At 43.9% G+C, this 12,918-nt stretch carries 8 protein-coding genes; 7 read left to right on the top strand and 1 reads right to left on the bottom strand.

What is annotated here, in order from left to right; translation table 11 throughout:
* The first annotated feature begins 249 nt into the window (after window positions 1-249).
* The 4 genes from M8E35_RS21700 (at window position 250) to xdhC (ending at window position 6,085) form a co-directional block, all read left to right on the top strand.
* On the top strand, window positions 250-2,019 hold the full coding sequence (locus M8E35_RS21700) for a sigma-54 interaction domain-containing protein (protein WP_252472412.1): 1,770 nt from the start codon (window positions 250-252) through the stop codon (window positions 2,017-2,019).
* Window positions 2,020-2,328: 309 nt separating this feature from the next.
* Window positions 2,329-4,689, top strand: coding sequence for a xanthine dehydrogenase molybdenum-binding subunit XdhA (xdhA, locus tag M8E35_RS21705; protein WP_252472414.1), 2,361 nt, complete (start codon window positions 2,329-2,331; stop codon window positions 4,687-4,689).
* Window positions 4,690-4,704: 15 nt separating this feature from the next.
* The gene (gene xdhB / locus M8E35_RS21710) at window positions 4,705-5,586 is read left to right on the top strand and encodes a xanthine dehydrogenase FAD-binding subunit XdhB (RefSeq protein ID WP_252472415.1); all 882 of its coding nucleotides are present in this window, start codon (window positions 4,705-4,707) and stop codon (window positions 5,584-5,586) included.
* Window positions 5,579-6,085 (top strand): xanthine dehydrogenase subunit XdhC, encoded by a 507-nt coding sequence (gene xdhC, locus M8E35_RS21715; RefSeq protein ID WP_073029529.1) that lies wholly within the window; start codon window positions 5,579-5,581, stop codon window positions 6,083-6,085. The genes xdhB and xdhC overlap by 8 nt, the downstream gene beginning before the upstream one ends.
* On the opposite strand, the gene M8E35_RS21720 is transcribed toward xdhC, so the two are convergent.
* Window positions 6,070-6,303 carry a hypothetical protein gene (locus M8E35_RS21720; RefSeq protein ID WP_252472417.1) on the bottom strand — a complete coding sequence of 78 codons (234 nt, stop codon included), beginning with the start codon at window positions 6,301-6,303 and terminating at the stop codon, window positions 6,070-6,072. The two genes, xdhC and M8E35_RS21720, sit on opposite strands and share 16 nt — an antisense overlap.
* A gap of 162 nt (window positions 6,304-6,465) precedes the next feature.
* Between M8E35_RS21720 and ygfK the strand changes: the two genes are divergently transcribed.
* The 3 genes from ygfK (at window position 6,466) to preA (ending at window position 12,750) form a co-directional block, all read left to right on the top strand.
* Entirely contained in the window at window positions 6,466-9,534 is a 3,069-nt protein-coding gene (gene ygfK, locus M8E35_RS21725; protein ID WP_252472419.1) for a putative selenate reductase subunit YgfK, read from the top strand.
* Window positions 9,535-10,112: 578 nt separating this feature from the next.
* Complete coding sequence (locus M8E35_RS21730; protein ID WP_252472420.1) at window positions 10,113-11,462, top strand: nucleobase:cation symporter-2 family protein; 1,350 nt, start codon at window positions 10,113-10,115, stop codon at window positions 11,460-11,462.
* 82 nt (window positions 11,463-11,544) lie between these two features.
* Window positions 11,545-12,750 (top strand): NAD-dependent dihydropyrimidine dehydrogenase subunit PreA, encoded by a 1,206-nt coding sequence (preA, locus tag M8E35_RS21735; protein ID WP_252472422.1) that lies wholly within the window; start codon window positions 11,545-11,547, stop codon window positions 12,748-12,750.
* Window positions 12,751-12,918 lie beyond the last annotated feature (168 nt).

Here is a 12,918-nt window from a genome sequence, read left to right on the forward strand (position 1 = left end):
ATACCATTGTGTATTTTTAGAAGAAATCGATTGCACAATTATTGAAGTTGAAGTTAGCTCTCTAAGAGCATATTATTCACTGGTGTAAAGCTATATTAAAAAATTCTCAAAGTGATAAATAATTAAAGGATTTTATCATTTTGAAACGAAATAATAAATAACAAATTAATCAATTAGTGAGGCAAAAGGAAGATAGTTGTCATATTAACCGACTTTATGAGAAATAATAGTATTGATGGGGGTAGCTTAATGGTTGAACTTATGGCCGTTAAAGATTATGCACAACAAATTGCTGAAGCAATTGCCACTGTTGTGAAAATCGATGTTGAGGTAGCGGATCATAATCTGATGCGTATTGCTGGAACAGGCAGGTATCACAAAGGGGTCGGTCAATCCATGGATCGGCAAGGGTATATATACCAGGAAGTTTTGAGGACCGGTCATCAATTCGTTATAGAAACGCCTGGCAATCATCCCCTATGCGCCCCATGTAAAGCCCGGGGGAATTGTTCTGAGAAATACGAAGTTGTTTCTCCAATCAATGTGGATGATAAGGCAGTGGGAGCGATCGGTCTCATTTGCTTTAATGAAACCCAAGCTAAACTCATTCAAGAAAACCAACAATCATATCTGATTTTCTTAACCAAGATGGCGGAAACTATTGCCCTAAAGATGAAAGAACAAGAGTTTTTGGCGGGTCTGGTTTCAGCCAATCACTATCTTAATTCGATTATCGATTGCTTAGAAGAAGGGCTCATAACGGTCGATCTCGAGGGAAATGTCCTTCACTATAATCAAGCGGCTAAGCGCTTGTTCAGTGCTAATTTGCTGACCCCGAGAAGTCATCTGAAGAGCTTGTTCATACCGCAAATCGTCGCGGATATTCTCAGAGCGGGGACTAATGTGAATGAAGTCGTTGAGCGGGAAGTGCATTTGGAAACTAAGAAAAATCGGGTTCAAATGATTTTGCGAGCGTTGCCCATTGATGGTGAAGAGGGAGTCAAGAGCATTGGCGTGACCTTGCGCCCATTTGATGAAATTGGACGAATCGTCCATCGACTTTCCTTACAAGATGCAGGGTACACCATTGATGATATTTTAGGTGTCAGTGATACAGTTTGCCAGATTCGTGAACGAGCCAAGGTTGTTGCCGCAAGTAAGTCGACAGTCTTGATCCGTGGGGAAAGTGGAACGGGGAAAGAAATGTTGGCTCGCTCAATTCACAATCTCAGTTCCAGACAACAAGGTATGTTTATGGCAATTAACTGTACGGCGATTCCCGAAACGTTACTGGAAAGTGAACTCTTCGGCTATGAAGAAGGTGCTTTTACCGGAGCGCGCAAAGGGGGCAAAATTGGAAAGTTTGAATTAGCCAATAAAGGAACGCTCTTTCTCGACGAGATAGGAGACATGCCCTTGTTTCTGCAGGCCAAAATTCTTCGGGTGCTGCAGGAGCGCCAAATAGAACGGATTGGTGGAATAGCTCCGATTCCTGTCGATGTCCGAGTTATCGCGGCAACTCATCGAAACCTTGAGGAAATGATGGCTAAGGGAGAATTTCGTGAAGATCTTTATTATCGGATTAATGTGATTCCTATAGATATAAAACCCTTGCGGGATCGCAAAGAGGATTTGCAGATTTTGTCTGAACACTTTATTAAAGGGTTTAATCAACAGCTTAATAAAGAGGTTCGATTTATATCGGATGGATTCCGTCAAAGGCTATTTGATTATGGGTGGCCTGGCAATGTTCGTGAATTGCAAAACATTATGGAGTATGCCATGAATTTAGCCAAAGATGCAACCTTAACTGAGGAGCATTTATCTCCGAGATTGAAAAAGATCGAAAGTCAGGCTGAATCAAATGAGTTTAACCTTGAAAAGGTTGAACGTGAGACTATCATGCGTTGTTATCAGGCGTTTGGAACAGGTGTGCAGGGTAAAGAAAGAGCTGCAAAGGCTTTGGGAATCGGAATAGCAACCCTTTATCGCAAACTTGCTCGTTACAATATTGAGTGATTTTGAAAAGAGAATTTGAAGCTTTGGTCTAATGAAAGATAGATCGAACTAATAGGTGTTATCATAATGATTAGCACCTATTAGTTTGATAATTTTATTATCATTATGATAACGAGAGGTTACTAGAGGTTGAGGCTGTTATCCAACTTTCGGTCTATCAATGTGATAAATATATTTACTTAACTTAAATGTAAACTCGGGGAGTTAACTCATTTTTCGACACATGAGCCTGTTGGCATGAATTTTGCACGGTTACATATGCTAGAACCGTTAAAAGGTCAATAATTGTTAGGGACGGGAGGAAACAAAATGGCTTATACAGTTGTAGGGAAAAGCGTTACAAGAGTCGATGCTGTAGCCAAGGTGACAGGCAAGGCCAAATATACGGATGATTTTTCTGAACGGGATATGTTGGTTGGGAAAATCCTGCATAGTCCCTATGCGCATGCGATTGTAAAATCAATCGATGTAAGCAAAGCGAAGGCCTTGCCCGGTGTTGAGGCTGTTCTAACGTATAAAGATCTTCCTGAAATTCGATACGCTACAGCCATGCCGGGTGTGATTGAGGCTATTGCAACGGACGAAGTTGATGTTGCAGAACTAAAATATGGCACCGCTGGGCATCCTTTTTCTCTGGATGAAAGTCATCGTGACAAAGAAGATCGCTATATCTTGACTCAGAAGGCTCGATTCGTAGGAGACAATATAGCAGCTGTGGTTGCGACGGATGCTTTGATCGCCTCAAAGGCGTTAAAGTTAATTGAGGTTGAATATGAAGTGTTGGAAGCCTTGACCAGCACTGACGCTGCCCTTAAAGAAGGCGCTCCGTTGATCCATGATGACTGTGAAAGAAACATTCTGGCATCGGGCGGATACGCCATAGGGAATCTTGAAGAAGCCCTAAAAGAATCGGATCATGTTATCGAAGGCGAGTACGAAACAAGTATTGTCCAACATTGCCATATGGAAAATCAAGTATCTCATGCCTATGTTGATTCGGATCGAAGAATCGTTATCATGACCTCGACTCAGATTCCACATATTGTACGCAGGATTGTTGCCCAATCCCTAGGTATTTCCTGGGGCAGGGTGCGAGTAATAAAGCCTTATGTTGGGGGCGGGTTTGGAAATAAACAGGATGTCTGTATTGAGCCATTGAATGTTGCGATGAGTTTGGCTGTGGGTGGACGACCTGTAAAGCTGGAACTTTCTCGTGAAGAGGCGATGATTGATACCCGTACTCGTCATGCGTTTAAGTTTAAGATCAAGACTGGAATTAACAATGATGGCAAGATCAACGGAATTCATATAACGGCTGTTTCAAATACCGGGGCCTACGCTTCCCACGGCCATTCAATAGCCAGCAGCGGCGGGGGCAAATTCCGCTATCTATATCCAACTAAAGCTTTGAAATATGACCCTATAACAGTCTACACAAATTTGCCGGTTGCCGGAGCAATGCGTGGATATGGGACGCCTCAGATATTCTTTGCCTTTGAATCTCATATTGAAGACATAGCCAAAAAGCTTAAGATGGATCCCATCGAGATTCGAAAGAAAAACCTGGTTGAAGTCGGGCACGTAGACCTATTGAGTAAAAATAAGATTATGAGCTGCAGTATCCGGGAATGTATTGATAAGGGCAGAGAATTAATTAAATGGGATGCCAAAAAGGCTTTATATAAGGAGCAGACCGGAGACAAACGTCGGGGGTTGGGCATGGCTTGCTTCAGCTATGCTTCAGGGACTTACCCGGTGGCCTTAGAACTTGCGGGAGCCCGTATTGTTATGAATCAAGATGGCTCAGTTCAACTGCAACTCGGAGCAACAGAAATTGGTCAAGGAAGTGACACGGTCTTTGCTCAAATGGTGGCTGAGGTTCTGGGGATTCCCATGTATATGGTGCATGTGATAAGCACCCAAGATACGGACATTACCCCCTTTGATACGGGGTCTTATGCTTCAAGACAAACCTATGTATCAGGGATGGCGGTAGAAAAGGCAGCTCTGGAAGTTAAAGAGAAAGTTCTTGCTTTCGCAAACAGAATGACGGATATTCCTGCTCATCTCTTAGATATCAAGGATCAATTTGTGGTCTTTAAAGACTCGGGGGAACAAGTCATAGCGTTAGAAGTTGTTGCGATGCAATCCTATTATGACAGAGTTAATGCCCAACCAATTACGAGTGATGTCTCGAATAATGCACGAATTAATGCGATTCCTTATGGGGTAACCTTTGCAGAGGTGGAAGTAGACATCAAGACTGGAAAAATTAAGATTCTGGAAATCTTCAATGTTCATGATTCGGGTAAGATTGTCAATCCGCTTTTGGCCGAGGGACAAGTTCACGGCGGGGTCAGTATGGCCATAGGTTATGCTCTCTCTGAGCAGTTGCTCTTTGATGAGAAGACGGGTAAACCTCTTAATAATAACTTATTGGACTATAAGCTTCCTACAATCATGGATACCCCGGAGATTGGTGCAGCCTTCGTTGAAAAAGAGGATCCAACCGGACCCTTTGGCGTAAAATCACTGGGAGAACCTCCAATAGTTTCGCCTGCACCTGCTATACGCAACGCAGTGTTCGACGCAACGGATGTGGCTTTTAATCGGATACCGATGAATCCGCAACGCGTTTTTGAAAAGTTTAAAGAAACGGGATTAATCTAGTAAGGCGGTGATGAGATGTACGATATTAAAGGATACTACGATGCTGAAACTGTAAGCGAAGCAACAGCGTTGCTTGCGGATAACCCAAATATGAAACTTATTGCAGGCGGGACAGATGTGCTTATCAAAATGCACGGGGGGCAACTTGAAGATGCCGAGCTCCTGAGTCTGCGTAAGATTAAATCCTTGGAGAGTATTAGCGTAGCGGAAGACGGGACGATTGTTATTGGTGCGATGGCTACCTTCTCGATGATTTTTCACAATCCCATGCTGAAGGATTTGATTCCAATTTTAACGGAAGCGGCCATCTCTATGGGCGGTCCGCAAATTAGAAATATTGCGACCATTGGCGGAAACGTTTGCAATGGAGCTACGTCGGCAGACAGTGCATCATCCTTGTTTGCGCTTAATGCCCACTTGAAGTTACAGGATAAGAATGGGGAGCGGGTGGTTCCGATTCGTGAATTCTATCTGGGACCCGGCAAGGTTGCACTGAACCCAGGGGAAATTCTTACCGAGATTCTTATTGCACCGGAAGATTACAAAGGATTTGGCGGGCAATACATTAAGTTTGCTATGCGTGAAGCGATGGATATTGCCACGCTCGGGGTGGCGGTTGTTTGTAAAGTGCAAAGCGGAAACTTCGATGAGGTTAGAATTGGGCTTGGGGTTGCAGGTCCGACTCCATTAAGGTGTCTTGAGGCGGAGGAGTATGCCAAGGGCAAGAAGATTACATCGGAAACCCTAGCGGAGATTGGAAAGCTGGCAGTTAAATCTGCCAAGGCGCGAACCTCTTGGCGGGCATCTAAAGAATACAGGGAACATCTGGTGGAAGAGCTCACTCAAAGAGCTCTGAAAATAGCCGTTGTCAACGCAGGAGGTGCGGAAGTTGTTTAAACGAATTGCCTTTACGGTCAATGGAAAAGCTTATAATTTCGAGGTGGATGTACGCGAATCGTTGCTGGATGTCTTAAGAAGTCATTTGGGTTTTACGGGTGCTAAGCAAGGGTGCGGGGTAGGAGAATGCGGTGCTTGCAGTGTGCTCATTGACGGTGTTCCTTACGATACCTGCATTTACCTGGCGGTTTGGGCGGATGGCAAAGACATTAAAACCATTGAGGGTGTAGCTGAGAAAAACGGAGAGCTTTCTGATGTTCAGAAAGCCTTCGTCGAGGAGGGTGCTGTACAGTGTGGATTCTGTACCCCTGGCCTCGTCTTGACCACTACGGCCTTGAAGGAGAGCGGAAAAGATTACACCCGAGAAGAGTTGAAACGAGAACTTTCGGGGCATCTATGCCGTTGTACCGGGTATCAGAGCATTTTGAAAGCTGCTGAAAAGTCTTTAGAAGGACATGTTTGCACATGTGTTGACAGCCCTCATTACAAGGGAAAATAGCTGGAACATGCTTCAGGAGAAGCCGCCCAACCCAAGGATTTATTTTCAATCACTGCAGGTGCGGCGGCAGCGGCATGTAAGGCTACGCTGATAAACACCCCCAAAAGCATGCTCAAGAATTCATAGACCCAAAAGGAAGGCAGCTTCGCCCACAGGAGTGAACACATCGCATGGAGAGGCGGTAAGGCCCACAAAGCTTTCGCGGGAAGTGCAGCCACGGGTTCACTTCAGGTATTACCCGGAGGTTTGGCGAAGCTCCTGCGAAAGCGCGTGGGCGAGCCTTGGAGTGCTGTGTGAACGGAAGTGGGCGAAGCTGCCCGACCCAAGCGACCCAAGTGAAGAATCTCTATATAAACATAAGAATTGAGGAATGATAGATAATGATGAGTGACAAAATGATCCCGATTCCCTTCAATAAACTAGTCAATTGGATGCTTGAAGAATATAAACGAACTCAAACCATTTTTGGAGTTTCTGAGGTCAAATTTTTCCGAAAAAGCAATGATCAACAAATTGGGCTTTTTGGCGAAACTATGGATACTCCGGTTGGTCCGGCTGCCGGTCCCCATACACAGCTTGCTCAAAATATTATTGCTTCCTATTTAAGTGGAAGTCGTTTCTTTGAGTTAAAATCTGTTCAAATCATGGATGAGTTAGAGATTCCTAAGCCTTGTATCTTGGCGGAAGATGAGTGCTATAACACAGAGTGGTCTACCGAGCTTCCGATAATGGGCGCCTTTGACGAGTATGTTAAAGCATGGTTTGCGCTCCATGTGTTGCAAAAAGAGCTGTTTAACCAAAGTGACCGACGTTTTATGTTCAATATGAGTGTGGGGTATGACCTCAAAGGAATTCAATCTCCTAAAGTCGATCAATTTATTGAGGGGCTTAAGGATGCATCAGGAACTGAGATTTATAAGGAGTGTCTAGCTTCTTTACTTGAGAATGTTGACCAGTTTAAGAAGGTCGATCGTGCCTTTATTGAACAGATTTCACCGAATATTTGTACTTCCATCACCTTGTCGACCATGCATGGCTGTCCGCCGGCAGAGATTGAAGCCATTATTAAATACCTGCTTAGTGAAAAGAAACTGCACACCTTTGTCAAGATGAATCCGACGCTTTTAGGGTATGGGTATGTGCGGAACACTTTCGATAAAATGGGCTACAAGTATATTCAGCTCAAGGAAGAATCCTTTACTCATGACCTGCAGTTTAAGGATGGAGTTGAGATGTTAAAACGCCTCAAGGTTTTTGCTAAAGAGCAGCAAAAAGACTTTGGGGTCAAGATGTCCAACACGTTACCGGTAAAGATTGGTAGATCGGAACTGCCGGGCGAAGAAATGTACATGTCCGGTCGAGCGCTTTATCCCTTGACGATTAATCTAGCCTATAAGTTGGCCTCTGAGTTTGAGGGGGATCTCAAAATCTCCTATTCGGGTGGGGCGGATGCCTTCAATATTGATCGCATCTTCGAGACGGGAATCCAGCCCATCACTGTGGCTACCACCTTGTTAAAACCCGGAGCCTATATGCGCTTTAAACAAATGGCGGACATTTTAGATCCTCTCATGAATAATAAGGAGTCCGGCAAACTGGATATGGAGAAATTAAAAGCCCTTGCTGAAAGTTCCTTAAGCGATGCCAATCATCTCAAAGAAAAGAGAGATCTGGTCAATCGAAAAACAGAGCTTAAGCTCCCGGTTCTCGATTGCTTCATTGCCCCTTGTATGGTTGGATGTCCTATTGAACAGGATGTTCCGGAATATCTGCGTTTGGTAGGAGAAGGCCGCTACGAGGAAGCGTTTGATGTCATTGTATCTAAAAACCCATTCCCTTTCATCACAGGTACGATTTGTACTCATAACTGTATGACTAAATGTACTCGTTTAGACTATGATGAATCCGTGCATATCCGCGGGCAGAAATTAGTGGCTGCCGAAAAGGGCTATGATGCCTATATGCAGAAGTTCCCTGCGCTTAAACCGGAGTCATCTGCCAAAGTCGCCGTGATTGGAGCGGGTCCATCCGGACTGGCTGCAGCCTATTTCCTTGCCAAAGGAGGCATGGAGGTTACGGTATTTGATAAGCGGGAGAAAGCTGGCGGTACAGTCGAATATGTAATTCCGGATTTCAGAATTTCGAGAGAAGCGATCGCTAAAGATATTAAGCTCATCGAAAGAATGGGTGTTAAGTTTGAATTTGGCATTGACTCAAATGTTTCAGTGGCTGAATACAAAGCAAAAGGATTCCAGTACGTTTATCTGGCCATTGGTGCAGGTAAGACCAACGATCTGGACATCAACGGGGATAAAGAGCGGGTTATGGGAGCAATTCCATTCCTGGAAGCCTTTAATGCCAATAAAGATGCCCTGAAACTCGGTAAGAACGTTGCGGTAGTTGGCGGCGGGAATTCCGCGATGGATGCTGCTCGGGCTGCCCTAAGAGTCAAGGGTGTAGAAAATGTCTATATCGTCTATCGCAGAACCAAAGACTACATGCCTGCAGACCATGAAGAATTGATCTATGCTGAGGAAGATGGGGTAATCTTTAAGGAACTGCTAGCTCCGCTATCTTTGACTAAAGGGGTCTTGAAATGCCAGCAGATGGCACTGGGTCAGCCGGATGCATCTGGGCGAAGGAGACCTATGGCGGTTGAGGGTGCCTTTGAAGAATTGTTGATTGATACCGTTTTGTCTGCTATTGGGGAATTAATCGATTATGATCTGTTAAAGAGCAATGGAATTGAAGTTGGGGAGAAAGGGAAGATTCTCGTCAATGAGGAAACACTGGAAACTAGCGTAGAAAATGTCTTCATCGGCGGGGATGCCCTTGTTGGACCTTGGACTGTAGTTGGAGCTGCTAAGCATGGCACGATGGCGGCTAAAGCTATTCTGAAAAAAGAAGGGCTGGAATTCAAACAAGAGTTCACGTCTAAAATCTCCTTTAATAATGAAAAGCAGTTGTTAGAAATTGCCGAAAAGAAAGCTGTTATGAAACCTGTTGCCGATCACAAACTGGAATCGGACAGATGTTTAGAGTGTAATAAAGTGTGTAATATCTGTGCCGAGGTTTGCCCGAACCGTGCCAACCTTATGATCCCGGTCAATGGCAAGGGGTTAACCAATATGAGTCAGATCCTGCACGTCGACGGAATGTGTAATGTCTGCGGAAACTGTGGAACCTTCTGCCCGTATTCCAGCGAACCGTATAAAGTCAAATTGACTCTTTTCTGGACTGAAAAGGATTTCATGGACAGTCCTAATATCGGCTTCTATTTCTTAGGTGACGGCTCTGAGGGAGAATTTATGCTGCGCCTTGATGACAAAATATCCAAGGTGAAGTTTGATGAATCCGGCAATACGGATGTACCGATCGATGATAAGGTTGCGGCCTTTATCTGGACCGTTTACAAAGACTACGAATATCTGTATAAAGTTTTGAACTAATGCACATATTGAGAGAGGTCGAACTTTCGCGAGTCGACCTCTCTCGGGATTAAAACCATGATGGTTTTTAGCGATTTTATTTTCCGATAGTGGAATTCTTTTGGTGATCTAAAAAAGTAATTCTTCTATTGAAAAATCTTATCATTAAGGTATGAATCTTATCATAATGATAAGACCTACATATTCGACTCTGTGCCCCGTATGGAGACGTTTTTCGAAGGCGAAGACTTGAAAACCCTGAATTAAATTTATCTTTTTGATAAAGGTAAATAGGGGCTAAAGTAGGAAAAGGTCGTTTCTTAGGCAACTTCAGTTTAATTAATCGAGTTGGCACGAATATTGCTACAGAAACAAAGGTATAGGCGCAACAATGCTCCTTGCAAAGGACCCTTGACCCAAAATTTAATACTTTGCCGGCGATCTTGTTAAACAAAACGGGTATCTGAGATTCCTAAGAGGTCAAAGCGAAGTAGACCCCTTGAATTAGTTGCGGGACTTACTCAAGGATATCGATTATAAGGAGGTGACAGCTGGTTTAATTAATCTCACCGCACTTAAAATAAGGAGGAAAGTTAATAATGGCAAATACCAACAATGGAGTGGCACCAGTTGACGAAATGCTACCTGCCGGAAAACTTTTTTTGTATGGATTACAGCACGTACTTGCTATGTACGCTGGAGCGGTTGCAGTTCCTTTGATTATTGCAGGAGCGGCAAAGTTAACCCCTGAACAAACTGCCTTTTTAATTAACGCAGACTTATTCACTTGTGGAATTGCTACCCTGCTCCAGACCCTGGGGATCTGGAAAATTGGAATCAAAATTCCGGTTATTCAAGGGGTTACTTTCGCTGCTGTAACGCCCATGGTCATCATGGCTCAGACGGGCGGCATGACCATGATTTTTGGTTCAGTTATTGTGGCAGGGCTATTTACGTTTTTAGCGGCACCTTTCTTTAGTAAACTGATCCGCTTTTTTCCGCCGATTGTTACAGGGACTATTATTACCATTATCGGGATCTCTCTCTTGCCAGTTGGTATAAACTGGGCTGCGGGTGGAATCGGAAATAAGAATTTCGGCTCGTTAACGTTTATCTTCGTGGCAACCGTTGTACTTGTAAGCATTCTCTTGATCAATAAACTGTTTACAGGTTTTCTCTCCCACATTGCAGTATTGCTTGGTTTAATTATCGGTCTTATAGTAGCCATCCCCTTCGGACTTGTAAGCTTTGCGGGTGTGGCTGACGCTCCTTGGATAGGCATTACAACACCTTTCTACTTCGGTTTCCCAATATTTGATATTGGTGCGATCATCTCCATGATTTTGGTCATGTTAGTTGTTATGGTAGAGTCGACCGGAGACTTTCTGGCTATTGGTGAGATGGTCGGCAAAAAGATCGGTCAAGATGAACTTACTGCAGGTTTGCGTGCAGATGGCTTAGCTACTGCACTTGGTGGTGTCTTCAATGCCTTCCCTTACACTGCATTTGCCCAGAACGTTGGCTTAGTCGGTTTAACTGGTGTTAAGAGTCGTTTCGTCGTCGCTACCTCCGGTTTAATATTGGTTGTCTTAGGATTATTCCCTAAGATGGCTACAATTATTGCCTCCTTGCCTAACGCAGTACTTGGTGGTGCAGGGATTGCCATGTTCGGAATTGTGGCGGCAAGTGGGATTAAGACTCTTGCTAAGGTTGACTTCGAACGTAACCATACTAATATTTTCATTGTTGCTATCAGTATCGGAATTGGTGTTATCCCTGTAATGGTTCCGAACTTCTTTCAAAATTTCCCCTCTTGGAGTCAGACCATTATGCATAGTGGAATCACATTAGGTTCAATCACAGCTATAATTCTCAATGCTTTCTTCAACGGAAGCAAAGGGGCAGGAGACTTAGACGAACTCAAAGCAAACGCTGGAATTCGTGAGTAAGAAATATTAGGGTGAGAGAGCTTTCTCTCTCACCTTTCCTGATTTCAAACAAATGCAACACACATCGAAGGGGTTTTAGAAAATGACAGTCGATTTATCCGTTGTTTATTGCGGAATAAAACATGAAAGCCCCTTTATCTTAGCGCCGTCTCCGGCCACAGACCATTTGCATCTTTTAATTCAAGGGTTTGAAGCTGGTTGGGCAGGGGCGGTCTTAAAGACTGTTGCGGTTGATTCTAGAATAGTAAGTCGAGTTTTCCCCATGGTCACCCGAATAGAACAAGAAAATGCCTTTATCGGTCTTCAAAATATAGATCTTGTCTCAGAACATTCTGTTGAAATTGTTGAACAAAATGTGAGGGCTCTTAAAAAAAGGTTTCCAAATAAAGTGGTCGTTCCCAGTATCATGGCCTTTACTAAGGAAGATTGGCAATCGCTAACTAAACGTTTTGTTCAAGCAGGTGCAGATATTATTGAATGCAGCATTTGGCATCCACATGGTACTGAATGGACTTTATGTACTAAAGTACAAGAGCCTGTCGGAACGGAACAAATTGCTTCTTGGGTTAAAGAAGCGGCCGGAGATGTTCCTGTTGTCATCAAGCTCTCGGCACTGGATTCCGATATAATGGCCACTGCTGAAGCGGTTGAACGCAGTGGTGCCAACGGAGTCAGTGCCATAAATACAATAAAAAGCATTACCGGCGTGGATTTGGATACTTTAATTCCTTATCCTAATATTGCAGGGCTTTCAACGTATGGAGGACTTTCTGGACCCGCTTTGAAGCCGATTTCTTTGCGCTGTACAGCTGAAATTGCCCAAAGGGTTAAGTTGGATATTGCATCTAGCGGCGGAATTGCTACTTGGAAAGATTGTGCTGAATTTCTTCTTCTTGGCGCAAGCACCTTGCAATTGTGTACCTCTGTTTTGAGGTTTGGTTTAGGGATCATTGATGAACTGAAGCCGGGGTTAGAAGGTTGGATGAAGGAAAAGGGTTTCCAGAGTCTGACGGATGTAATTGGTAAGTCACTGCCGTATTTGGTAGATCATTCTAGACTTCCGAGAGGCATTCAAGTAGTTTCGCATATTCAGAAAGAAGACTGTAATGGTTGCGGAGCTTGCTGCATTGCGTGCGAATCAGGTGGGCATGGAGCAATAAGCTTGGTCGATGGACTGCCTCAAGTTGAAGTTAATAAGTGCATAGGGTGCGGTATTTGTCGCTCTATGTGTTTATCAAAAGCGATAACTTTAATCCGACCCAATGGTAAACAAAGCACATCGTTGTGAAATAATACGATGCCATGTTGTCGGATGTTTTCATATTAGAGTCAGACCCTTGTGCCTATGGCTTGGCGGAATGACTAATTCGTGCGAAGACAGTGTCTTCGGGCGGTAGCCAAGTTTTTAAATAGGTTTTTAGTTAATTAAACACCTAAATATAGAGAGGATGATGAT

The organism is Desulfosporosinus nitroreducens, from assembly GCF_023897015.1.
Classification (GTDB): domain Bacteria; phylum Bacillota; class Desulfitobacteriia; order Desulfitobacteriales; family Desulfitobacteriaceae; genus Desulfosporosinus; species Desulfosporosinus nitroreducens.